The sequence below is a fragment of the Microbacterium sp. bgisy203 genome (assembly GCF_965345155.1).
In the GTDB taxonomy this organism is placed as follows: domain Bacteria; phylum Actinomycetota; class Actinomycetes; order Actinomycetales; family Microbacteriaceae; genus Microbacterium.
The window spans coordinates 119609-142871 of sequence record NZ_CBDRLZ010000003.1 but is presented as its reverse complement, the minus strand read 5'-3'; the positions used below and the strand labels follow the sequence as shown (position 1 = coordinate 142871).

The 23263-nt window shown below is 71.8% G+C and carries 24 protein-coding genes; 7 read left to right on the top strand and 17 right to left on the bottom strand.

Annotated features, from left to right (window positions below; genetic code table 11):
* Positions 1-7 precede the first annotated feature (7 nt).
* A complete protein-coding gene (locus ACRVYW_RS06505) occupies positions 8-1501 on the bottom strand; it encodes an MFS transporter (protein WP_431802870.1) in 1494 nt (497 codons plus the stop codon).
* Positions 1502-1594: 93 nt separating this feature from the next.
* Between ACRVYW_RS06505 and ACRVYW_RS06500 the strand changes: the two genes are divergently transcribed.
* Positions 1595-2416: an alpha/beta fold hydrolase gene (locus ACRVYW_RS06500; protein ID WP_431802868.1), complete on the top strand. Its 822-nt coding sequence runs from the start codon at positions 1595-1597 to the stop codon at positions 2414-2416.
* A 25-nt stretch (positions 2417-2441) separates the two neighbouring features.
* Here the strand turns inward: ACRVYW_RS06500 and ACRVYW_RS06495 are convergent, their stop codons facing one another.
* The 4 genes from ACRVYW_RS06495 to ACRVYW_RS06480 form a co-directional block, all read right to left on the bottom strand.
* Positions 2442-2660 (bottom strand): hypothetical protein, encoded by a 219-nt coding sequence (locus tag ACRVYW_RS06495; protein ID WP_431802867.1) that lies wholly within the window; start codon positions 2658-2660, stop codon positions 2442-2444.
* On the bottom strand, positions 2657-2923 hold the full coding sequence (locus ACRVYW_RS06490) for a hypothetical protein (protein WP_431802865.1): 267 nt from the start codon (positions 2921-2923) through the stop codon (positions 2657-2659). The genes ACRVYW_RS06495 and ACRVYW_RS06490 overlap by 4 nt, the downstream gene beginning before the upstream one ends.
* Positions 2924-3013: 90 nt before the next feature.
* Positions 3014-3313, bottom strand: coding sequence for a GNAT family N-acetyltransferase (locus ACRVYW_RS06485; RefSeq protein WP_431802863.1), 300 nt, complete (start codon positions 3311-3313; stop codon positions 3014-3016).
* A complete protein-coding gene (locus tag ACRVYW_RS06480) occupies positions 3310-3681 on the bottom strand; it encodes a hypothetical protein (RefSeq protein ID WP_431802861.1) in 372 nt (123 codons plus the stop codon). Before ACRVYW_RS06480 ends, ACRVYW_RS06485 begins: the two co-directional genes overlap by 4 nt.
* 442 nt (positions 3682-4123) lie before the next feature.
* On the opposite strand from ACRVYW_RS06480, the gene ACRVYW_RS06475 reads away from it, so the two are divergent.
* From ACRVYW_RS06475 to ACRVYW_RS06465, 3 genes are all read left to right on the top strand, one after another.
* A complete protein-coding gene (locus tag ACRVYW_RS06475; RefSeq protein WP_431802859.1) occupies positions 4124-4882 on the top strand; it encodes a winged helix-turn-helix domain-containing protein in 759 nt (252 codons plus the stop codon).
* Between the two features lie 165 nt (positions 4883-5047).
* The gene (locus ACRVYW_RS06470) at positions 5048-6028 is read left to right on the top strand and encodes a DNA-3-methyladenine glycosylase family protein (protein WP_431802858.1); all 981 of its coding nucleotides are present in this window, start codon (positions 5048-5050) and stop codon (positions 6026-6028) included.
* A gap of 98 nt (positions 6029-6126) precedes the next feature.
* On the top strand, positions 6127-6384 hold the full coding sequence (locus tag ACRVYW_RS06465; protein WP_431802856.1) for a hypothetical protein: 258 nt from the start codon (positions 6127-6129) through the stop codon (positions 6382-6384).
* A 44-nt stretch (positions 6385-6428) separates the two neighbouring features.
* Here the strand turns inward: ACRVYW_RS06465 and ACRVYW_RS06460 are convergent, their stop codons facing one another.
* The 4 genes from ACRVYW_RS06460 to ACRVYW_RS06445 all read right to left on the bottom strand — a co-directional run bounded on the left by ACRVYW_RS06460 (position 6429) and on the right by ACRVYW_RS06445 (position 10303).
* Positions 6429-7184: an iron ABC transporter ATP-binding protein gene (locus ACRVYW_RS06460; protein ID WP_431802854.1), complete on the bottom strand. Its 756-nt coding sequence runs from the start codon at positions 7182-7184 to the stop codon at positions 6429-6431.
* A complete protein-coding gene (locus ACRVYW_RS06455; RefSeq protein ID WP_431802852.1) occupies positions 7181-8254 on the bottom strand; it encodes an iron chelate uptake ABC transporter family permease subunit in 1074 nt (357 codons plus the stop codon). Before ACRVYW_RS06455 ends, ACRVYW_RS06460 begins: the two co-directional genes overlap by 4 nt.
* Positions 8247-9224 (bottom strand): ABC transporter permease, encoded by a 978-nt coding sequence (locus tag ACRVYW_RS06450; RefSeq protein ID WP_431803319.1) that lies wholly within the window; start codon positions 9222-9224, stop codon positions 8247-8249. The genes ACRVYW_RS06455 and ACRVYW_RS06450 overlap by 8 nt, the downstream gene beginning before the upstream one ends.
* A gap of 62 nt (positions 9225-9286) precedes the next feature.
* A complete protein-coding gene (locus ACRVYW_RS06445; protein ID WP_431802850.1) occupies positions 9287-10303 on the bottom strand; it encodes a siderophore ABC transporter substrate-binding protein in 1017 nt (338 codons plus the stop codon).
* Positions 10304-10382: 79 nt separating this feature from the next.
* Here ACRVYW_RS06445 and ACRVYW_RS06440 point away from each other — a divergent pair, with 79 nt between their 5' ends.
* Both ACRVYW_RS06440 and ACRVYW_RS06435 read left to right on the top strand, forming a co-directional pair.
* Positions 10383-11213 (top strand): siderophore-interacting protein, encoded by an 831-nt coding sequence (locus ACRVYW_RS06440; RefSeq protein WP_431802848.1) that lies wholly within the window; start codon positions 10383-10385, stop codon positions 11211-11213.
* Positions 11214-11242: 29 nt separating this feature from the next.
* Entirely contained in the window at positions 11243-11944 is a 702-nt protein-coding gene (locus tag ACRVYW_RS06435) for a Pr6Pr family membrane protein (protein WP_431802846.1), read from the top strand.
* A 35-nt stretch (positions 11945-11979) separates the two neighbouring features.
* Here the strand turns inward: ACRVYW_RS06435 and ACRVYW_RS06430 are convergent, their stop codons facing one another.
* Entirely contained in the window at positions 11980-12159 is a 180-nt protein-coding gene (locus ACRVYW_RS06430; protein WP_431802844.1) for a hypothetical protein, read from the bottom strand.
* A 367-nt stretch (positions 12160-12526) separates the two neighbouring features.
* On the opposite strand from ACRVYW_RS06430, the gene ACRVYW_RS06425 reads away from it, so the two are divergent.
* Entirely contained in the window at positions 12527-13696 is a 1170-nt protein-coding gene (locus ACRVYW_RS06425) for an RtcB family protein (RefSeq protein ID WP_431802842.1), read from the top strand.
* A gap of 68 nt (positions 13697-13764) precedes the next feature.
* Here ACRVYW_RS06425 and ACRVYW_RS06420 read toward each other — a convergent pair whose 3' ends face one another.
* The 7 genes from ACRVYW_RS06420 to cofG form a co-directional block, all read right to left on the bottom strand.
* The gene (locus tag ACRVYW_RS06420; protein ID WP_431802840.1) at positions 13765-15858 is read right to left on the bottom strand and encodes an alpha/beta fold hydrolase; all 2094 of its coding nucleotides are present in this window, start codon (positions 15856-15858) and stop codon (positions 13765-13767) included.
* Between the two features lie 41 nt (positions 15859-15899).
* Positions 15900-16730 carry an aldo/keto reductase gene (locus ACRVYW_RS06415; protein ID WP_431802838.1) on the bottom strand — a complete coding sequence of 277 codons (831 nt, stop codon included), beginning with the start codon at positions 16728-16730 and terminating at the stop codon, positions 15900-15902.
* A gap of 63 nt (positions 16731-16793) precedes the next feature.
* The gene (locus ACRVYW_RS06410) at positions 16794-17630 is read right to left on the bottom strand and encodes a Cof-type HAD-IIB family hydrolase (protein WP_431802836.1); all 837 of its coding nucleotides are present in this window, start codon (positions 17628-17630) and stop codon (positions 16794-16796) included.
* 12 nt (positions 17631-17642) lie between these two features.
* The gene (locus ACRVYW_RS06405) at positions 17643-18305 is read right to left on the bottom strand and encodes a 2-phospho-L-lactate guanylyltransferase (protein ID WP_431802835.1); all 663 of its coding nucleotides are present in this window, start codon (positions 18303-18305) and stop codon (positions 17643-17645) included.
* Positions 18302-19303: a glucose-6-phosphate dehydrogenase (coenzyme-F420) gene (gene fgd / locus ACRVYW_RS06400; protein WP_431802833.1), complete on the bottom strand. Its 1002-nt coding sequence runs from the start codon at positions 19301-19303 to the stop codon at positions 18302-18304. Before fgd ends, ACRVYW_RS06405 begins: the two co-directional genes overlap by 4 nt.
* Entirely contained in the window at positions 19300-20853 is a 1554-nt protein-coding gene (locus ACRVYW_RS06395; protein ID WP_431802831.1) for a flavin-containing monooxygenase, read from the bottom strand. The genes fgd and ACRVYW_RS06395 overlap by 4 nt, the downstream gene beginning before the upstream one ends.
* Positions 20850-23153, bottom strand: a complete 2304-nt coding sequence (gene cofG / locus ACRVYW_RS06390; protein WP_431802829.1) for a 7,8-didemethyl-8-hydroxy-5-deazariboflavin synthase CofG — start codon at positions 23151-23153, stop codon at positions 20850-20852. The genes ACRVYW_RS06395 and cofG overlap by 4 nt, the downstream gene beginning before the upstream one ends.
* Between the last annotated feature and the right edge of the window lie 110 nt (positions 23154-23263).

Genomic DNA, 23263 nt, shown 5'->3' with positions numbered 1-23263 from the left:
GCCGCGATCAGCCCCCCGAGCCGCCCGCCCGGCGTTCGCGGCGTCGAGCCGCGAGGTCGACGAGACCGAGCACGAGGGCGACCGCGAGGAAGACGACGACCGCGAGCATCCCGTAGGCGTAGGCATCGTGGTAGACGTCGATCCCCTCGCGGCCCGCGCCCACGTCGCGGTAGACCGCGGCGTAGAACAGCGAGAGGGCGACAGCCGTGCCGACCGCCGTGCCGATCCGCTGCCCGAGCTGGCCGACCGACCCCGCGAGACCGCCCGAACGCGTCGGGATCTCCGCGAGCGTGAGCGTCTGGTTCGGCGCGACGACGAGCCCCGCCCCGGCCCCCGCGACCATCATGACCGCGGCCATCGCGTAGGCGACGATCCCGACCGGGACGGTGTAGGCCACGACGGTGAGGACGATCGCCGAGACGAGGACGATCGCCACGCCCCACACGACGAGCGGCCGGCCGAGCCGCGCCACGTTGTTGCCCCCGTACCAGGCGGTGACGGCACTCGCGAGCGCGAAGCCGATCGAGACCATCCCGGCGAACACCGGCGCGAGCCCGATGCCGAGCTGGAGGAACAGCGTCGTCAGCAGGAAGAGTGCCGGCACCGCCGTGAAGTAGGTCGTCGCGATGAGCGTGCCGTTGCGATACGAGTCGACGGTGAAGAGGGCGAACGGCACGAGTGGCGCCCGCCCGGATGCCGCATACCGGTGCTCCCACCAGGCGAAGGCGACCGCGAACACCGCGGCGAGGGCGAGCGTCCACCAGCGCCGTGGGTCGTCGTCGGGCGACCCGGTCGTCAGGAGGAACGGCCACATGAGCGTGATGATCATGATGCTGAACAGCACGAGGCCGATCGGGTCGAGCTCGAGGCGCGACGCGCTCGGCATCCTCGTTCGGGGCAGCAGGAAGATGACCCCCGCGAGGACGAGCAGGCACAGCGGCACGTTGATCCAGAAGATCCAGCGCCAGCCGTCCTGCGCGCCGCCGACCGCGATCATGAGGCCGCCGAGCGTCGGGCCGATCGCCGTCGCGATGCTGATCGTCGCGCCGAACAGGCCGAACGCGCGCCCGCGCTCCTTGCCGACGAAGATCTGCTGGATCGTGCCGATGACCTGCGGCATCTGGATGCCTGCGGCGAGCCCCTGCACGAGGCGCCCCGCGAACAGCACCTCGGCGTTGGGCGCGAGGGCGCAGACGACGCTCGTGATCGTGAAGAGCGAGAGGCCCAGGATGAACAGCTGACGCCGCGACCGCTGGTCGCCGAGGCGTCCGAACGGCACGAGGGCGAGGCCGAACATGAGGACGTAGCCCGACACGATGATCTGGAGCTCGGTCGGCGAGGCCCCGAGTGCCTTCTCGATGGAGGGGAGGGCGACGTTGACCTTACTGAGGTCCATGATCGTGAGCGCCGCGACCGACACGCACACCCAGAACGCGCGCCAGCGCTGGCCGTGGCCGAGCGGGATGCTGGCGGTGGGCGGAGAGCCGGGCGGTGTGGACATCGCACTCAGGCTATGCCCGCGGGGAGGCGCGGGGGCGATCCGCGTTCACCGTTCGCTCAGAAGACGCCTCCGCCCACCTCCTACGCTCATCTCATGGCGAAAGACGACGGGCCGGTCGAGAAGGCTGCGGATGCCGTCGACACGGCGATCGATGAGCTGACGGGCGTTCCGACCGACGACGGCGACATCGAGGAGTTCTCGTACGACGGGGCGACGCTCATCGCCGAGAAGCGCGGCGACCAGGCATCCCCGCGCACGGTCGTCCTCGTGCACGGGATCGGCATGGGCCGGAAGGTGTTCGCCGATCTGACCCAGCGTCTCGAGGACGATGCCCTCGTCGTCTCGCTCGACCTCCCCGGCTATGGCGACGCCCCCGAACCCCCGCGCACGCCGACGATGGAGCGCCTCGGCGACCTCGTGGCCGCGTACCTGCGGCATCTCGACCGGGGCCCGGTGACCCTCATCGGGCACTCGATGGGCACGCAGGTCGTCACCGAGACCGCGGTGCGCCACCCCGCGACGGTGCGCCGGCTCGTGCTCGTCGCCCCGACCGTTGACCGTCACCACCGGAGCGCATTCGCGCAGCTGATCCGGCTCGGCCTGGACCTCCTGGGCGAGAGCCCCAAGGTCCTGATCCTCGGCGCGCGCGAGTACCTGCGCGCCGGACCTCACCTCGGGCGCAAGATGCACGCGATGCTCGTACACCGTCCGGAGGACTCCTACCCGCGCGTCGCCGCGCCGACGCTCGTCGTGCGCGGCGAGGACGACCCCGTCGCGCCGCCGGAATGGTGCGACGAGGTGGTCGCCGCGATCCCGTCCGCGGAGAGCGTCGAGATCGCCGGGCACGGCCACGAGACGCTCATCCGCGACGCGGGTCCGGCCGCCGAGGCGATTCGCGCGTTCGCGCAGATCTGAGCGGCGCGGGCCGAGCCCCGCCCGCTCAGCGCCCCGAAGACAGTTCCGCGACGAGCGCGGCGATCCGCTCCTCGCCGAGCGCGATCCCTGTGTCGTCCAACCGCCGGCGTACGGCCTGCTCGACGGTGGCGGCGTTCTCGCCCGCGACGTCGGCGCGTAGCTGCGCGACGAGGCCGTCGAGCTTGTCCTGATCGGACGCGGCGTTCTGATCGAGCGCCGGCTCGTCCTGGGTCCCCTCGCTCACGAGCCGTCGCCCGTCGAGAGATCGGCGTCGACGCCCTGCGAGACCTCGGCGGCGTCGACGTCGTCGACAGCCTCGACGGAGTATCCGGTCGCCGGCCCGTCGGCATCCTCATCGGCATCCGATGGCAGCGCGGCCTCGGGCGCTTCGGCGGCCGAGCGCTCGCGCGTCTCCCCGTCGTTCACGTCGCCGCTCTCCCACCCTCCGGCGGGCTCGGCGTCGATGACACCCTCGGGCAGGTCGTTCTTCTCTCGCTGGTCTGACATGGCGCACCCTTCGTCGTCGGTGCGTCCACTGTCACCCGTCGTGACGCCCCAGGTCAGGGGCTTGACGGGGTGCGGGTGGGAAGGTAGCCATCAGCTCGCGCGACGCGCGGCGAGGATGCCGGACCGGTCGGGGTGCTGGTCGAACCAGTCGGCGACGTACCAGCAGACAGGGCTCACGGCGCGGTCGCCACGGGCCTCGAGGTCGGCGACGGCACGCTCGACGAGCTCGCCCGCGTAGCCGTGACCGCGGAACGTCGGGATCGTGTACGCACGCGTCATCGCAACGGTGCGCCCGTCATCGCGGTAGTCCAGGACGCTCACGAGGTCGGACCCCTTGTGCAGGGTGTAGCGCGAGGCATCCTTCTCATCGGCAAACGTCAGGTCGGTCATGTCTCCACGCTACGCCCGGTCAGCCGGGAGGGAGCTGAGCCACGCGTCGACCGCATGCTGCCCGGCCAGGTGCACAATGGGCTCCCCCGCCGCGATCCGCTCGAGCATGCGGGCACGGACGCGAAGGTGAGCGGTCCACGCCCAGCGCACGCGACGAAGGCGCGGATGAGGGAGCGCGCCTCATCGACGTCGCGCTGCGTCCAGTCGCGGTCCCAGAACACGGCGTCCAGGTCGAGCCGCGGCAGGCCCGTCCGGGCTGCGACGCGCTCGGCGAGACGGGACTTGCCCGACCCCGACGTGCCGACGATCCGGATGCGTCGAGGCGCGTCGCCGGGCGCGTCGCTCGGCGCGTCGGCGGGGGCAGGCATCCTTCGATTGTGCCGTGCGCGTCGGCTCCGTCACATTCCGTCATGAAGCCGGATGCCGGGGAGATCCGTTTGACACATCGCGGCACCGTTCGTCATAATCGGCCTCATGACTGACAACGCACGCACTCTGTCCGCCCGGGAGGCGAACGGATATGCCGGCATCATGATGCCGCGCGTTGCCATGTGTTGCCGAATGTGTTCCTGACGGTCACCCCCGCCGGGTCGCCCCTGATTCTCTGAGCACTCTGTCTCGGAACAGGGATCATCACGACCCCCGAGCCGCCGTCTCCTCCCGCGCACAACGCGGATGACGGATGCCTCGCACACGGCCTCCTCCGACTCCCGCTCCTCTTTCTCCTCCGAGTCGGCCGGCCCTTCGCCGCACACACCCGAACCCGCTCCGGCACCTCCGCCCGGGTTCCACCCCGAAGGACTCGCTCCCATGTCGACCACCGCCCTCCTCACCCCGCCCGCCACCGCCGCCGCCACGCTTTCACCGGCTCGTCACCTGCACGCCGTCGATGTTCCGCTGGCGCCCGTGGCCACGGCTCCCGCCGCCCCGGCATCCGCCGCTCCGGCATCCGCCGGTCTTCCCGTCGGCACCGCGCCGCGCGGCTTCGCCCTCTATGTCGGCATCGATGAACTGAAGGCCGCCGCCGACGGCGTCTCGCTCTCGACGCTCGTCACCGCGCTCCGCCAGACCCTCGCCGAGCTCGCCCCGCACGCCGAGAGCCACGCGACCGTCGCCCTCGCCCCCGCCCACGCCGGCGGTCGCGACGTCGATGTGGTCCGCCTCGCGCTGCATGAGCCGTCGGCCGTCGCCCGTACGAAGGCCGACGAGCCTGACCAGGACCACGTCCCCGGCGGCGTCACGATCGACATCTCGCGCCGCCGCGTGCACATCGACGGCGAGAGCGCCGCGCTCACCTTCAAGGAGTTCGAGCTGCTGCAGTACCTCGTGCTCCGCGAGGGCCGCACGATCGAGCGCACCGAGCTCGTCTCGTCGCTGTGGAGCCACACCGACGACGGCGAGGCCCCGGGCGAGCGCACGATCGACGTGCACGTGCGACGCCTGCGCGCGAAGCTCGGCCGCTACGAGGACATCGTCCGCACGGTCCGCGGCATCGGCTACCGCTTCGACCGGCACGCCGACGTCGTCATCCGCTTCGGCCACGGCGCCCCTTCGCCCGACCGCTTCTGACCCCTGGGGCTCCGGCGGCGCTTCCGGGAGCTTGGGCGGCGTTCCCGAGCGTCGAGGTGCGGGTCTGCTCGCGAGGAACCCGAGCAGCGGCGGTGTATCGAGATCACCGCACCCCCGCCGGGCCCCCGCACCGCGATGTCGGTGGTGCTGACGTAGGGTGACGGCATGACGAACGGGGCGGCGACACGGATGCCGGGACGCACCGCAAGCCCCGCCCGCGACCCGCGCCCCCGACACGAACGCCCGCTCGAGAGCGAGTATCGCCCGCGGCATCCCCTCGACGCGCACCGCGCGATCGCGTATCAGCAGCGCGGCACCCACGATCCGGCACAGACGACGGTCGGCGGCGTGATCTGGCGCGCGAGCCGCACGCCCGACGGGGTGGCGACGCTCGCGATCCGCGTCGAGCGCACCCGCATCCGCGCCGCGGCGTGGGGCCCGGGTGCCGCGTGGGCGCTCGACCAGTTGCCGCGCCTGTGCGGCGCGGACGACGACCCCGCAGGGTTCGAGCCGCATCACCACCCCCTCATCGCCGAGGTGCACCGGCGTCACGCCGACCTCCGCCTCAGCCGCACCGACCTCGTGTTCGATGCCCTCGCGAGCGCGATCTTCGAGCAGAAGGTCACGGCGCTGCAGGCGTTCGGCGCGTGGCGGATGATCCTCACCTGGTGCGGCGAGCGCGCCCCCGGCCCCACCCCACGCCCGATGTTCGCCCCGCCCGCCGACTGGCGCCTCGTCCCCAGCTGGACGTGGCACCGCGCGGGACTCGAGCCGCCGCAATCACAGGCCGTCGTCCGGGCGGCGCGGCGACGCGCGTCGATCGAGGCGGCGGCGTCCGCGGCCTCTGACGGCGACGAGCGCGACGCGGTGTTCACGAGCCTTCCCGGTGTGGGTGCGTGGACGAGCGCGGAGGCGCGCATCCGCGCGTTCGGCGATGCGGATGCCGTGAGCGTCGGCGACTACCACCTCGCCCATCAGGTCGGCTACGCCCTCACGGGGCGTCGCGTGGACGACGACGGCATGGTCGCCCTGCTGGAGCCGTGGCGCGGACACCGCCAGCGGGTGATCCGGCTGATCGGGCTGAGCGGCGCGTTCGAGCCGCGGCGCGGTCCGCGCGTCGCGCCGGAGGATCACCGACGGCGCTGATCCGCCGCCCCGCCCAGGCTCGGCGACGGCGGATGCCTTGTGGGTGTCGGTGACCTGATCTCCGAGCGCGGCGTCGGCGCCGCACCTACAGTGGGGGCATGACCTTCGCAGGCGCAGACGAACCCGGCGACGACCCGCGTGGCTCCTCCGGCTGGCCGCGGGGCCGCTGGGGGTGGCTGTGGGGCACGGTCGTGCTCGTGGCCCTCGGCATCCTGTTCGGGCTCATCATGGGCAGCGTCTGGTTCGGACTGTTCGTCGCCGCGATCATCTCGATCGGTTGGCTGATCGCCTACGAATCGTTCCGCGGGCGCGCCCCGCACCGCGACGACCCGTGGGACGACGGCGCCCAGCTGTAGGGACGGCGGACCGCTCGCCCCGCTCGCCCCAGTTTCAGCCCGCCTCAGTAATAGACGGCGAGTCGCCCGCGGGGGCCGTCGACGACCTCGACGGGGGTCTCGAAGATCTCCGAGAGGACATCGCCGCGGATGATCTCGTCGGGCTCGCCGAAGGCGACGACCTGGCCGTCCTTCATGGCGCAGATGCGGTCGGCGTAGTGTCCCGCGAAGTTGATGTCGTGGAGCACCACGACGATCGTCCGCCCGAGCTCCGCCGCCGCACGGTGGAGGTGGCGCATCATCTGCACGGCGTGCTGGATGTCGAGGTTGTTGAGCGGCTCGTCGAGCAGGACGTAGTCGGTGTCCTGCGCAAGGACCATCGCGACGTACGCGCGCTGGCGCTGACCTCCCGACAGCTCGTCGAGGTAGCGACCTTCGAGCGCGCCGAGCCCGAGGAAGTCGATCGACCGGTCGATGATCGCCTCGTCATCCGCCGTGAGCCTGCCCTGCGAGTACGGGTAGCGCCCGAACCCGACGAGCTGGCGCACCGTCAGCCGCGTCACGAAGTGGTTCTCCTGACGGAGGATCGCGACGACCTTCGCGAGCTCGCGCGAACGGGTCGAGGCGACGTCATGGCCGCCGATCGAGATGCTGCCGGCATCCGCTTCGAGAAGCCGCCCGATCATGGTGAGCAGCGTCGACTTGCCGGCGCCGTTGGGTCCGACGAGCGCCGTGATGCCGCCCGCGGGCAGGTCGAGGGTGACGGGCCCGATCGCGACATCGGTGCTGTAGCGCTTCTCGACGGCATCGAGCGTGATCACAGGCGCCCCTTTCGGAGGAGGTAGACGAGGAAGAAGGTGCCGCCGACGATCTCGACGATGATCCCGACCGAACCCGCCGCGTAGAAGACGTGCTTCATGACGAAGTACGCACCTCCCAGAACGACGAACCCGACGAGCCACGACATCGCGAACATGCGGCGGTGGGAATACGTGTCGGCGAGCTGGTAGGTGAGCATCGCGACGAGGAACCCGAAGAAGGTCATGGGACCGATGAGCGAGGTCGACACCGCCATGAGCACCGATACCGCGAGGAGGGCCAGGATCGAGTCGCGCCGATGCGAGACGCCGAGACCCAGCGCGACCGGGCGTCCGAGGGCGATGACGTCGAGCCGGCGTCCGCCCCAGACGAGCGCGACGATCGCGAGCGCCGCGAGCGGCACGGCGTAGGGCAGGTAGGCGACGTCGGCGTTCGCGACCGAGCCGATCAGGCGCGCCGTGAGCAGGTCGAACTCCGTCGGGGTCAGCAGGCGCTGGAGGAAGGTCGAGAACGCGGCGAGCGCACCCCCGAGGATGATCCCGACGAGCAGCATGATCTGCACGTTCGCGTACTTGCCCGACAGGAGCCACCCGTAGAGGATGCCGGCGAACACGAGCATCAGCAGGATCTGCAGCAGGTACGCGCCGACGCCCTGCAGGATCAGCACGCCCGAGACGCCGAAGACGAAGATCATCGTCGTCGAGATCGCCGTGTAGAGCGACTCGAACCCGAGGAGCGAGGGCGTCACGATGCGGTTGCCGACGACGGTCTGGAACGTGATCGTGGCGATCGACTGGCAGCACGCGACGACGAGGATCACCGCGAGGCTCTCGACGCGCAGCTGCGCGATGCGCCAGAACCCGTCGCTGCCGGCGGGGGCGGGGTTGTCCCACGCGAGGATGCCGACGGCGATCGCGACGGCGGCGACGGCCAGGACGACCAGCAGCACGCCGTACCGGCGGGCACGCGCCCGCGACGGGAACGCACCGACGTGGCGCGCGGAGCCGGAGCGGGAGCCGGATGCCGAGGCATCCCTCGTCACCGCTGTCGTGAGCGTACGCGGATCAGGCACGACGACGCTGCCTCAGGAGGAGGGCGATGAAGGCGACCGAGCCGACCATCGCGAGGATCAGGGAGACGGGCACCTCGAAGGGCATGTTCACGACGCGCGCGAGGATGTCGCACGCGGTGATGAGCGCGACGCCGCCCAGCGCGACCCACGGCAGGTTCGAGCGGAGGTCGTCGCCGCGCATGAGCGAGACGACGTTCGGGACGATGAGCCCCAGGAACGGGAGGTTTCCGACGACGACGGTCACGACGCCGGTGGCGAGGGCGATGAGCATCGTCCCGATGAGGAGGATGCGCCGGTAGTCGAGCCCGACGCTCGTCGCGACCTGCTCGCCGAGGCCGGCGATCGTGAAGCGGTCGGCGGCGATGAAGATGATGACCACGACGATCAGGACGACCCAGAGAGGCTCGTAGTAGCCGCGCATGACCGAGGTGAACGACCCGGTGAACCAGATCGCCATGCTCTGGAGCATGTTGGTCGACAGGGCGACGTAGGTGGAGATCGCGCCGACGACGGCGCCGAGCATCATGCCGACGATCGGCACGATGATCGACGAGGTGAGCATGACCCGGCGGAGGAACAGGAAGAACAGCATCGTCCCGACGAACGCGGCGATGACCGCGCCGATCATCCGCGCCATGAGGGGCGCCTCGGGGAACAGCAGCATGACGAGCAGCAGTCCGAGCCCCGCCCACTCGGTCGTGCCGGTGGTCGTGGGCTCGACGAAGCGGTTCTGGGTGAGCATTTGCATCACGAGCCCGCACATCGCCATCGCCGCACCCGCGAGGACGAGCCCGACCGTCCGGGGGATGCGGGTCGCGAAGAAGACGGTGAGGCCGTCGGGATCGTTCCAGATGTCGTAGACCCCGACGAACAGAGACAGCGTCACGAGAGCGAGGACGACCACCACGCCGACCAGGAGCGGCCACGTGAAGAGGCGCTGGCGCGAACGCGGGCGCGCGCTGCGCGGCATCCGGTCGGGGATGCCGCGCAGCGCGGTGTCGCTCGGGGACAGCGGGATCACTGCTTCCGAACTCAGGAGGCGCTCTCAAGAGCGTCTGCGAGGCTGTTGAAGAACGTCGTGTAGGTGACGATGCCCTCATCGAGGTAGGTGCCGGCCGGCATGTACACGATGTGGCCGTTCTTGACCGCGGGGACGTTCTTCAGCACCGCGGAGGAGGTGAGCAGGTCGGCGGCGGGCGTGTACTCCTCGTCGGTGTTCGCGCTGACGCCCGCGTCGCGATCCATGACGAGGATCCACTCGGGGTTCGAGGCGGCGATCGCCTCGACCGAGATGTCGTCGCCCTGGTGGTCGGTCGAGCCGTCGCTCGACAGCGCCGGGGTGAGGGCGAGGATGTCGAACACCGGGCCGAGCGTGCGGCCGGTCGAGGGGGCAGCGTAGTTGATCTCGCCACCGGAGGTGATGACGCCCATGACGGACTGACCGTCGTACGCCTTCTTCACGCGCTCGACCGACTCGTCGTAGTCGGCGACGAGCTTCGCCGCCTCGTCCTGCTTGCCGAACACCTCGCCGAGGACCGTGACCTGACGCTTCAGCTCGTCGCCGAAGTCTTCGCCCTCGCGCGGGTCGAGTTCGATGATGGTCGCGTTGGGTGCGAGCGTCTGGAGCGACGCGTAGTGCGACGCGAAGCGCTGACCGTTGATGATCAGGTCGGGGTCGGCGGCGACGACGGCCTCGAGGTCGGGCTCGCCGTGGTTGCCGAGGTTGATGACGCCCGAGCCGTCCTTCTTGTACGACAGGCCCGCGGGGAAGATGTCGAGCGGTGCTGCGACGACGTCGATGCCCCAGCTGTCGAGCACCGAGATCGTCCGGTTGTCCGTCGCGACGACGCGCTGGGCCGGCAGGGCGACCGTCTGCTCGCCGTGGTTGTCGGTCACGGTGACCGAGGTGGCCTCCGCGGTGGCCGAGGGGCTGGCGGCCGGCGCAGCGGCGGACGAGCAGCCTGCGAGGCCGATCGCGGCGGCGGCGGCGATCGCGACGAGGGCCATGCGGGAGGCGGGACGAAGACGAGTGCGGTGCGAAGAAGGCATGCGTGACGTATCTCTCGGTGAGTGTGCAGGGGATGCCGGTCGACGACGCGTCCGGCTTGGTTAGGCTAACCTAAGAATGATGAGCACGTCGACTTCACCCCCCGAACCCACCGCCGAGACCACTCCCGCCTTCCGCCTCGAACGGCAGGGCCTCGACCTCCGTTTCCGCGCCGTCCGGCTCGCGGCCCGCGAGTGGATCACCCCCGAGTACGTCCGCGTCCGCCTCGAGGGCGACGACCTCCGCGGCTTCACATCGCTCGGCTCCGACGACCACATCCGCGTCTTCTTCCCCGCAGGTCCCACCGAGTCGGTCGAGGAGCTGCGCGCCGCCCCGAGCCGTGAATACACGCCGCTCGCGTGGGACGCCGACGCCGGATGGCTCGATCTCGAGTTCGCGATCCACGGGGCATCCGACGTGCACAGCGCCGACGGCGTCGGCGCCGTGTGGGCGGCGTCGGCGGAGATCGGCGCCTTCGCGGGCGTCGGCGGCCCGCGCGGGTCGATGGTGGTCACCGGCCGCCCGGACGCGTGGTTACTCGCGGGAGATGAGACCGCCGTTCCCGCGATGCGCCGTTTCGCGCAGCTGATGGATGCCGAGGCCACCGGCCGCATCCTCGTCGAGGTTCCCGACGCCGCACGCGAACTGCCCATCGACGCGCCCGCGGGCGTCGTCGTCGAGCAGGTCCACCGGGGCGATGCGCCCGCCGGCTCGGCCCTGGCAGCCCGCATCGACGCGCTCACCGCGGACGACCGCCCCGCCGGTGACGTCTTCGGCTTCATCGCAGCCGAGCAGGCGATCGTCAAGCCCGGCCGGGCGCTGCTTCTCGACCGGTGGGGCCTGGCATCCGACCAGATCGTGGTCAAGGGCTACTGGAAGCGCGGCGAGGCCGAGTACCACGCCCCGCATTGAGGCCCTCGCGGGCGCATACGATGGAGGGCATGGCCTTGCCCTATCGCGCCCTCGCCTTCGCGTATCGCGCGGTGGCCTCGCTCGTCATCCTGATCGGCATCGCCCGCGTCACGGGGCTGTGGAGCGCCGACCCGTCGTGGTCGTCGTTCCTCTTCTTCACGGTGCAGAGCAACGTGCTGTGCCTCGTGTGGATGGTGTGGTCGGCGATCGTGACCGTCCGCGACATGCAGACGAAGGGCTGGTACGGCTACTCCACGCCGTCCGCGCGCGGTGAGGGCTTCGTCATGATGGCGATCACCGTGACGATGCTCATCTACCTGATCGTCCTGGTGCCGTACTTGTTCGAGCAGCCGGGCGCGAGCGAGCCGTTCAGCCTCACCGACAACCTCGTCCACATCATCTGCCCGGTGCTCGTCATCGTCGACTGGTTGCTGTTCATTCCCAAGGGGAGTTTCCGGAAGATCGACCCCGTGCTCTGGGCGATCATCCCCTACATCTATCTGATCTTCGCGTTCACGTATGGTGCGCTCGGCGGCGACTTCGGCGGCGGCGCCCGCGTGCCCTACCCGTTCATGGACGTCGAGGCGAACGGCGTCGGCGGGGTCATCGCGTGGATCGTGGGCCTCACGATCGCCCTCATCGCGGTCGGCTACGTCTACTACGTCATCGACCACGGCCTCGCGCGGCTCGACCAGCGGCGCATCGCAGCGAAGCGTTCTGCCGCCGCCTGACGACGGCTCGCGGCGGACGGAACAGGCGCGCGCCGTCAGGATGCCGGGGCTTCCTCGTCCTCTTCGGGGTTGAAGTTCGACGGCTCGTCGGTGTGACCCGCGGCGACGCCGTCGGGGTCGGGCGGGATGGTGCCTTCTTCGCCGAGGCCGCCGGCCTTGCCCGTGACGTCGGTGTCGTCGGCATCCGGCTGGCCGCTGTCGTTCTGCTCGCTCATGGCGTTCGTCTCCTCCGGCGGCGCGGTGCGGGCCGCCTCTGCGGCCACGATACGGACGCGGGATCGGGCGCGAACCAGGGTTGACGATGGGCGCGCCGTACCGCTAGTGTCGCAAGGCTGTGCCGACACCGGCACGACACGAACCGGAGGATCACGACGATGGCGCACCTGCGCACTCTCCCCGCAGCGGAACTGGTGAAGCCCGAACTGGGCAACCCCCAGAACCGCTACGAGTCGTACCCTCCGGCGCGAGCCGTCTGACGCCGCCACCGTCACACGCCCCGCACCGCAAGGTCCGGGGCGTTTTCGCGTGTGCCCTCTCCGCATGCCGAGCCTTTCGGACCTCTCCACAACAAGGAAAGGAATCATGGAGAAGCTCACGAACCGGCTGCTCAGCTGGGCGAGCGTCATCGACGAGAAGACCGTCGCGCAGGCGCTCACCTCGTCGCGCATGCCGTTCATCTACCCGCATCTGGCGCTCATGCCCGATGCGCACCTCGGCAAGGGGGCGACGGTCGGATCCGTCATCCCGACGCTCGGGGCGATCATGCCGGCGGCCGTCGGCGTCGACATCGGGTGCGGGATGATCGCCGTCCGCACCCAGTTCACGAAGGCGCAGCTCGTGGCGCGCGATCTCGGCGCGCTGCGAGAGGCGATCGAGCGCGCGATCCCGCTGTCGGCGGGCCGGGACAACCGGAAGGTCGTCGCCACCGCCGAGCCGCGGGTCGCCGAACTCGAGGACCTCGCCGCCGCGAAGGAGTTCGATCCCGCCCGCTACGCGGGGCACTGGCGGCACCAGCTCGGGTCGCTCGGGTCGGGGAACCACTTCATCGAGGTGTCGGTCGATGAGACGGATGCCGTGTGGATGTTCCTCCACTCGGGCTCCCGGGGCGTCGGCAACAAGATCGCCACGCACCACATCGCGCTCGCGCAGCGGCTCGCGAAGCAGTGGTGGATCGAGCTGCCCGACCCCGATCTCGCCTACCTCGTCGAGGGGACGGAGGAGTTCCGCCGGTACATCGCGGAGCTGCGCTGGGCCCAACACTTCGCGCTCCTCAACCGCGAAGAGATGATGGACCGGGTGGCGCGTCAGCTCTCCGAGGCGATGGGTGAGGACGTGATCGAGCAGGAGCGGATCAACTGCCACCACAACTTCACCGAGAGCGAGATGCACTTCGGGAAGCGTGTGTGGGTGTCGCGGAAGGGCGCGATCCAGGCGGATGCCGGGCGGCCCGGGCTCATTCCGGGGTCGATGGGCACGGCGTCGTACGTCGTGTCGGGGCTCGGCAACCCGCTGTCGCTGAACTCGTCACCGCACGGCGCCGGCCGGGAGTACTCGCGGTCGGCGGCGCGGCGGACCTTCACGCACGCGCAGCTGCGCGCGGCGATGGAGGGGATCGAGTTCCGTGACACGGATGCCTTCATCGACGAGATCCCGCAGGCGTACAAGCCGATCGATCAGGTCATGGCGGATGCCGCGGATCTCGTCGAGATCCGGCACACGCTCCGCCAGCTCGTCAACGTGAAGGGCGACTGACCGGCGGGGCCGCAACCCTTCGGTGATCGAGTGCCGGCGCTGCGCGTCGGCACTCGATCACCGAGGCCTCAACCGAGAAGGCGCGGACGCTCGGGCCCCTCGCCCAGCACGTGCTCACCCAGGAAGCCGAACACGGTCTCGTACCAGACCTTCGCGTGCTGCGGCTCCAAGACCCAGTGGTTCTCGTCGGGGAAGTACAGGAACCGGTGCGGCAGCGACCCGTCCTCGGCGGCGAAGTGCTCGTTGAGCTCCGACCACAGGCGCAGGCTCTCGCCGATCGGCACGCGGTAGTCGCGGTCGCCGTGGATCACGAGGAGCGGCGTCACGATGTCGCGGACGAACCGGTGCGGGGAGTTCTCGATCATCGCCTCGGGGGTGAAGATCCGCTGCCAGTAGCCGGAGTGGTCGGTCGTCCCGGCGAACTGGTCGAGTGCCCACAGGCTCGCGTGGGTCACGATCGCGCGGAACCGGTCGGTGTGCCCCGCGACCCAGTTGGCCATGTAGCCGCCGAACGACCCGCCCATCGCCGCCGTGCGGGTCTCGTCGATTTCGGGGCGGGCCTCCACGGCATCCGTGATCGCCATCAGGTCGGTGTAGGGGGCGGCGCCCCACGCGTTCCAGCCGCGGGCGATGAAGTCGAGCCCGTACCCCGTCGACAGGGCCGGGTCGGGAAGGAGCACGGCGTACCCGCGGGCGACGGCGAGCTGCGGGCTCCACCGCCACGACCACGCGTTCCAGGAGTTCAGCGGCCCGCCGTGGATCCACAGCAGCAGCGGCGCGGGCGTCTCCGCTGAGGCCCCACGCGGGGTCAGCAGCCACCCGCGCACGCGCGCGCCGTCGGCGGCGGTCGTCTCGACCTCGGTCATCTCGGCGGCCGGGGCCGGCATCGTGACGGGGCTGCGCAGCGCGGTGACCGTGCCGTCGCGCGAGACGCGCACCGCGTGCGGCGGCGTCATCCAGTTCGAGCGGAGCGCCGCGAGGTCGCCGGTGGCGGCATCGACGTCGACGTGCGTGTAGGTGAAGTCGTCGCGAACGAGCGTCTCGACCTCTCCCCCGTCGAGCGGCACGCGGAAGATCGGTCCGCGTCCGTCGTCGTCGGCCGTCACGATGAGCGCGGTGTCATCGGTGTCGAAGCGGATGCCGGTGGGCCAGCGGTCCCAGCCGTCGGCGATGCGCCGGGCGCCCTGCCCGTCGATGTCCGACACCCACAGCTCCTGGTCCGACGGCGCGTCGGGCGACCCCATCGCGGCTTTCACGAAGACGAGCGTCCGGCCGTCGTGGCTGATCGTCGGGGCCTCGAAGAACGTGTCGGGCTCGTCGAAGAGCACGCGCTGCGCGCCGGTCGCAGTGTCGATCGCGACGATCCGGTAACGCGAGTCGCGCCCCTGCGCCACGCGGAGCGACGCGATGAGGGTCGCCCCGTCGGGGGTGAGCGCGAGTCCCGCATCGTCGGCGTCGCGTCCGCGGGCCAGCAGGCGCGGCCGGGGGAGCGTCGTCGGATACGGCGGCGGGAGCGTGACGGCATCCTTCCCCTCTGCGCCCTCGTCGGCCTCGGCCTCCTCCTCCAGCACCGCGATCGTGTCGGCGAGCGCCGAGAGATCCAGGGTGTGGAGGGCGGGCGTCGCGGGCCCGAGGTCGTGATCCCAGTACCGCACGGGGTACGCGTCATGGAGGATCGCCTGGACCTTGTGCTTCTTCCGGTCGGCGCGGAGCACCGCGTCGGCCTCGATGTCCTCGGCGGCGGGCAGGAGCGGCGCTCCGAGCACGATGCGGTCGGATGCCTCGGCCACCGTGACGCCCGAGACCCCGCCCGCGAGCCGGGTGACGGGGCGCGCCTCGCCACCCGCGGCGGGCAGGAGCCACAGCTGCGCCTGCTCCGGGTCGTCCTCGGCTTCGACGTCGGCGCGCGCCGAGACGAAGAGCACGTCTCCGGAGGCGGTGAAGGATGCTCCCGCCTCGCCCTTCGCCGAGCGCGTGAGGCGCACGGGCGGCGCGTCACCGGTGACGGGGATCTGCCACAGCGAGCGCTCGTAGGCGGTCTTGTCCTTGCCGAGGGTCGCGATCGTCAGCACGGCGCGCGTCCCGTCGGGCGAGAGGGCGAGCGCTTCGATGCGAGGGAGGGCGATGTAGTCGTCGAGGGAATCGAAGGGGGTGTCAGCCATCACCCCACGCTATCCCCTGAGCGACCCGCGTCGGCCGCCGGTCACATCTCCTCGTGCGTCTCCGGGTCGCCGCCCCACAGGCGCCCGCGCTCGAGGCCCGAGATCGCGGCGAGCTCGGCATCCGTCAGCAGGAATCCGAACACGTCCGCGTTCTCGACCTGCCGGGCGGGCGTCGCCGACTTCGGGATCGGGGTCGAGCCGAGCTGCGTGTGCCAGCGGAGGACGACCTGCGTGGGGGTGACGCCGTGGGCTGCGGCGATGCCGGCGATGACCTGCTCGCTGAGCAGCTCGCTCCGGCGGGCGAGCGGGCTCCAGCTCTCGGTGCGGATGCCGCGGCTCGCGTGGAAGGCGCGGAGCTTCGCCTGCGGGAAGTACGGGTGCATCTCGACCTGGTTGACGGCGGGAGTGACGCCCGTCTCGTCGATGAGGCGCGTGAGCATCGCTTCGGTGAAGTTCGAGACGCCGACCGCGCCGACCTTGCCCTCGCCCTGCAGCGCGATCATGGCGCGGAAGGTCTCGACGTAGCGGTCGACGCTGGGGTTCGGCCAGTGGATGAGGTACAGGTCGATGCGGTTGAGGCCGAGCCGCTCGAGCGAGGCGTGCGCACTGTGGATCGTTTCCTCGTAGCCGTGCTCGCGGCCGGGCACCTTCGTCGTGACGATGAGCTGGTCGCGGATGCCGCTGCGGCGCACCGCCTCGCCCACCTCGCGCTCGTTCTCGTAGTTGACGGCGGAGTCGAGCAGCCGGTAGCCGTTCTCGATCGCCGAGACGATGGCCTGCGTACCCTCCTCCCCCTGGAGCTTGTACGTGCCGAAGCCGAGCTGCGGGAAGACCGTGCCGTCGTTGAGGGTGACCGTGGGAATCGTGACCATGCCCTCCACGCTACGCCGGTCGCGGGCTCCGCGGGCGTCGGAGGGGCGGGGTCTCCGGGGGCCTCAGTCGCGCCCGAGGAGCTCCTCGATCACCGTGATCACGCCTGCGTCGGCGTTCGACGGAGCGCGGTAGCGGGCGGCGGCGACGATGTCGGGGTGGGCGTCGTCCATCGCGAACGACCACTCCGCCGCCTGCAGCAGCTCGAGGTCGTTGAGGTAGTCGCCGAAGGCGGCGGTCTGGGCGGGAGTCACGCCGAGCGCTTCCTGCAGCGCCCGAAGCGCGACGCCCTTGTTGACCGTCCGGTTCATGATGTCGACCCAGTGCAGGCCCGAGACGACCACCTGGTGCGTCGCGGCGGCGTCGGCGAACGCGGGCGCGGTATGCGCTTCGCCGCCGTCATGGTCGTAGATCGCGAGCTTCAGCACCTGGTCGTCGACGGCGAGGAGGTCCGGCACGACCTCGAGCTTCGCGTAGTACTTCTCCACCTCGGCGACGAAGTCGGGATCGGTCTCCTCGATGTAGGCCGACCTCTTGCCGCAGACGACGAGACCCGCTCGGAGCGCGCCGCCCGCGACGAGGTCGCGCAGGCGCGTCACGACGGATGCCGCGAACGCCGGATCGACGGCATCCGAGGACACCTCGACGTCGCCGCGGACGACGTACGCCCCGTTCTCGGCGATGTAGTCGAGTTCGCCGCCGGCGCCTGGCTCACCCGCTGAGACGCCCGCGAACATCCGCTGCAGAGTGGCGAGCTGACGCCCGCTCGCGGGGGCGAAGGCGATGCCGCGCTCGCGCAGCCGCTCGAGGAGGGGCCAGATGCCCGCCGGGATCGACCCGTCCGGCAGCAGCAGGGTGCCGTCCATGTCGACGGCGATGAGGCGGATGTCGGGCGCGATCATGGCTTCATCCTTTCAGCCCGCGTGCGTTCGGCGAGGCGCGGCGAGCGCGGCGGTGCGGGGGCCGACGCGGCACGCGACGTCCGCCAGTTGCGCAGGTGTGTCGAGGTCGCAGCGCAGACCTGAGTCCGCGGCCACCTCGAGCGGGTGAAACCCCAGGTCGACGTGGCGGGCGAAGGATGCCGGACCGTACGCCGACACCCAGGGCACACCGGCGACCGCGGTCAGGAGGGTCGTGCCGGTGCCCTCCGCGTCGGCGACGACGGCGCGCGGATGGGCCGCGGCCGCCTCCAGCGCCGCGCCGAGCTCGGCGGGCGCCAGTGCGGCCAGGTCGGCGGGGAGTGCGGCGCGACGCGCAGCCGCCCCGACCGTCGCCGCGGCCCGCGCGAGCGCGGCATCGACCCCGGAACGCCTCGCCCCGTCGGCAATGGCCTCGCGCACCACCTCGACGCCCTCCGGCATCGCGCGCCGGACGTCGTCACCGGCCGTGACCACGACGACGCGGCCGACCCCGGGTGTGGCGCACACGGCATCCAGCGTGTCGAGCGCGATCGCCCGGGCGAGCGTCGCGCGATGCAGGCCCTCCGGCCCGAAGCGCGTCTTCCCGACCGCGAACGATGCGATCGGGACGAGGACCGTCCAGCCGGCATCCCGGGCCGTCCCCGGACCGCCGCTCACCCGAACCGCTCCCGCAGGCGGGGCAGGATGTCGCGGCGATAGCGCTCGAGGAACGCCTGCTGGTCGTCGCCGGGGTCATGGAAGACGAGGTGTGTGAACCCGAGGTCGACGTACTCCGCGATGCGGTCGACGTGCTCGTCGGGGTCGGTCGAGACGATGAAGCGCGACGCGACGCGCTCGATCGGCAGCTCCGCGGCGCGCGCCTGCATCTCGCGGGGGTCGTGGATGCCGGTCTTCTCTTCCGGCGTCAGGGCGAGCGGCGCCCAGAACCGCGTCCGCTCGCGAGCCTCGACGGGGTCGGGGTGGTACGAGACCTTGACCTCGATCATCTTCTCGACGGCCGTCTGCGGGCGCCCGGCTTTGTCCTCGCCCTCCGCGACGGCAGGGAGGAGCGTGTCACGGTAGAGGCCCATCCCCTTGCCGCTCGTCGTGATGAAGCCCCCAGCGACGCGCCCCGCGAGGCGGGCTGCGGCCGGCCCCGCGGCGCCGATGTAGATCGGCACCGGCACGTCGGGACGGTCGTAGACGGTCGCGTCGGTCACGCGGTAGTAGGTGCCCTCGAAGGTGACGCGCTCGTGATCCCAGAGCTCCTCGATGAGCGCGATCGCCTCCTTGAGCCGCTGGAAACGCTCGGGCGGGTCGGGCCACGTCGCCCCGAGCGTCACCTCGTTGAGGGCCTCGCCGGTACCGACGCCGAGGATCACTCGATCCGGGTAGAGCACGCCGAGCGTCGCGAACTCCTGGGCGATGACGGCGGGGTGGTAGCGGAAGGTCGGTGTCAGGACCGACGTGCCCAGGAGAACGCGGGAGGTGTGCGCGCCGATCGCACCGAGCATGGGGATGGATGCCGGAGAGTGCCCGCCCTCGTGCATCCAGGGTTGGAAGTGGTCGGAGACGAACACCGAGTCGAACCCGGCGGCCTCCGCGGCGACCGAGTCGGCGAGCAGGCGCGTGGGCCCGAACTGCTCGGCCGAGGCCTTGTATCCGTAGCGCATCATCGCCGTCCTCCTCCGATGGGGGCCGTGCGGCCCGTGATCTCGCGCACGCCCGCGGCGAGCACGACGTCGAGATCGTCGACGGTGCCCGGCCACAGGAGCGCCGTGCGCCCCGACCGGTCGTCGAGGTACCAACTGTCGCACCCGCCGAGCCACGACGTGCCCGCGGTGCGTGCGTCGATGTCGCGGGCGAAGGATGCCTCATCCTCCGCGTCGGCCCGGAGGACACGCGAGGCAGAGGGCGCCCGCGGCTCGGGGTCCGTGGCCGCGACCGGCGCGGCCAGCAGGTCGCGCACGAAGGCCGCCTGCCGCTCCAGGACGAGGATCGCGGAGGTGTGCGCGAGGGCGGCGTGGGGGCCCCCGAGGATGAAGAGGTTCGGGAATCCGGCGACCATCGTGGTCCAGGCGGCGGTCATTCCCCGGGCCCAGTGGTCGGCGAGCGGGGTGCCGCCCTCTCCCCGCACCCACTCGGCGTACGCCGGGCGGGAGGCCTCGAAGCCGGTCGCGAGGACGAGCAGGTCGATGCCGTCGTGGTGCGCGCCGCTCGCGGCGGTGAGCCGGTCGCCGTCGGCCGCGACGAGGGCCGAGGGTTCCAGGGTCGCCCGGCCGGCATCGAAGACGGGGTAGAAGTCGTCGGACAGCGCGACGCGCTTGCAGCCGAACGGATAGTCGGGGGTGAGCGCGGCGCGTAGCCTCGGCTCGCGGACCTGCGCGGCGAGGTGGGCGAGCGCGGCGGCACGCGCGTCTGCGGCATCCTCGCCCGCGACGCCCGCATCCGCGCCCCCGGCATCCGCGCCCGCGACAGCCAGCCCCGCGCGCGCGGCGAACCGGGCGTCCTCCCCCGCGCGCGCCTCGGCGCGGAGGGCCACGACCGCAGCGGGATCGGCGGCGAGCGCCGTCCGCTCGGCCGCGTCGTACGTGCGCCCGCCGCGCGGGAGGATCCACGCGGCCGAGCGCTGGAACACGGTGATCTCGGCGCCGCGCCGGGCGAGCTCGGGCACGACCTGCACGGCGCTCGATCCGGTGCCGACGACGGCGACGCGGCGCCCCGCGACGTCGAGCCCCGGTCGCCAGCGCGCGGTGTGGACGACCTCGCCGGCGAAACCCGCGAGGCCCGCGATCTCGGGGATGCGGGGCTCGGTGAGGCGACCGGTCGCGAGGATCAGGACGTCGGCCGACTCCGGCGTGCCGGCCGTGCCCTCCAGGCGCCACCGCGACCGCGAGGCATCCCAATCGGCGCCCGTCACGACCGCGCCGAACCGGATCGAGGGTCGCAGCCGGGTGCGGTCGACGACGTCGTCGAGGTAGTCGCGGATCTCGGCGCCCGGGGCGAACTCGGCGCTCCAGCCGGGGTTCGGATGCCGCGCGAGGCCGTAGAGGTGCGCGGGCACGTCGCATGCGACCCCGGGGTAGGTGTTGTCGCGCCACGTTCCTCCGACGCGGTCGCCGCGCTCGAGGACGACGACCTCGTGGCCGGCCTCGCGCAGCTCGAGCGCAGCGGCGATGCCGGCGAACCCAGCGCCGACGATCGCGACCTCGACGTGGCCGGTCATGCGGCCGTTCCCGGACGGCGGGCAGCGGGCGGCGTCCCGTAGTCGGTCGTCCGCTGGCGGAGGCGCCGCGACAGGCTCGCCGCGAGGCGGGCGGCGTCGGCGAGCGGCAGCTCGAGGCCGTCTTCGACCCCGGCATCGGGGCGCACGCGCCCGTCGAGGAGCGTGCCGCCGAGGTCGTCGCCGCCGGCGCGCAGGAGGTCGGCGGTGCGCGCGCGACCGTGCCGCGTCCACGGGATCTGGAGGTGCCGGATGTCGGCGCCGAGCATCAGCCGCGCGGCCGCGACCATCGCGCGGTGCTCGTCTTCCGTCGAGGCGCCCCGGGGGTGCGCGGGGGTGGGAAGCGGGATCGGCACGAACTCGGTGAAGCCGCCCGTCTCCCGCTGGAGGTCCCGCAGCCGCACGAGGTGCGCGACCCGGTCCGAGACCTGCTCGACGTGTCCGTAGAACAGCACCGAGGTCGAGCGGAGCCCCGCGCGATGGGCCGCGGTGACGATCTCGGTCCAGCGGTCGACCTCGAGATCACTCGGCGCGACCCGGGCGCGGATGCCCTCGTCGAGCACCTTCACGCCCGTGCCGGGAATCGTGTCGACGCCCGCCGCGCGCAGCTGCCCGAGCGCCTCGTCGAGGCGGAGCCCGCCGCGGTCGCACAGGTCGGCGATGTCCTGCGGGCGCCAAGCGTGCAGGTGCAGCGTGGGAGCTGCGGCGCGGACCGTCCGGATGAGATCGAGATACAGCTCCGGGTCCTCGTCGGCGGGGATCCGCCCCTGGACGCACACCTCGGTGGCGCCGAGGTCCACGGCATCCTCGGCGATCAGGACGGCGTCGGCGATCGTGACATCGCCCGGCTCGCGCGCGACGCGGCGGAGGGAGGTGGTCGTGAGGTTCCGGTTGACGACGATCGAGACGGTGTCGCCGATCGTGAAGCGGCGGAGCTCGTCGGCCGCCGCGACGAGACGGCTGAGATCGTCGCCGGTCGCGGTGAGCAGGCGCTCCCACTCGTCCGGCGCGACGGTGTCGGCATCGACGGCGGCGCGCTCCAGCAGGGAACGGATGCCGGAGCCTCCGTGCCCCTGCGCCGACACCCGGCCGCGCACCACGTCCACCGGATGCGTTGCGGCCGCGTGCCCGGCCGCCGCGAGCCCGTCGTCTGCGGCCAGCCTCCGCACGGCGCTCTGCAGCGCCGGGTCGATCCACCGCTCGGCATCCCGCACGTACTCCGGATGGGCCGTCAGCCGCTCGCGCAGGGTGAACCCGGCGCCGGCGGTCGCGGCGGCGAGGTCGTCGAGGTGCGGCCAGGGCCGCTCGGGGTTGACGTGGTCGGCGGTGAGCGGCGACACTCCGCCCCAGTCGTCGACACCGGCGGCGAGGAGGAGGGCGAGCTCGCCCGGATCGCTGAGGTTCGGCGGTGCCTGGATGCGCATGTCGGGCCCGAGGACGAGCCGTGCCACGGCGACGGCCGCGAGGTAGGAGTCGCGATCGGCGTCGGGCGCGCCGGCCATCGCGGTGCGCGGCTTCGCGCGGAAGTTCTGGACGATCACCTCCTGCACGTGCCGGTAGCGGGCGTGCAGGTCGCGGAGCGCGAAGAGCGAGCGCGCCCGATCGGCGAGGGTCTCGCCGATGCCCACGAGGATGCCGGTCGTGAAAGGGATCTGCGCGGCACCCGCGTCGGCGATCACCCCGAGGCGGAGGTCGGGGTCCTTGTCGGGCGATCCGTAGTGGGCGCGACCGGGCTCGGTGAAAAGCTCCCGCGACGTCGTCTCGAGCATCATCCCCATCGACGGGGCGACGGGGCGGAGCGTCGCGAGCTCGGCCGGCGTCATGACGCCGGGGTTCGCGTGGGCGAGCATGCCCGTCTCGGCGGTGATGAGCGCGGCCGCATGGGCGACGTAGTCGATCGTCGAGGCGAAGCCGTGCGCATCGAGCCAGGCGCGCGCCTCGGGCCAGCGCTCCTCGGGGCGGTCGCCGAGCGTCAGCAGGGCTTCCTTGCAGCCCTGCGCGGCGCCCGCGCGCGCGAGGCGCAGGATGCGCTCGTCGTCGAGGTACAGCGGTGCGCCGGCGCGCCGAAGCTGCGCCGGGGTGTCGACGAACGCGCAGTAGTGGCACCGGTCGCGGCACAGGGTCGTCAGCGGCAGGAAGACCTTCCGCGAGTACGTGATCGTCGCCGGTCTCCCCGCCCGGACGAGCCCCTCGTCGCGGAGCGCCGCCGCCCGCGCCATGAGGTCGTCGAGCGCCGCGCCGGTCGCCCCGAGGAGCCCGGTCGCCTGTTCCTCGGTCACCACCCCCGCCACGGCGCCGGTCACGGTCGCCGCCCGTTCGCAACTCCGGAGATCCGCGCGCTTCCGAGCCGCATGACGCGCTTCGCGCGCCGAGGCGCGCGATTCTCCGGAGTTGCGAACACGGAGGCGGTGCG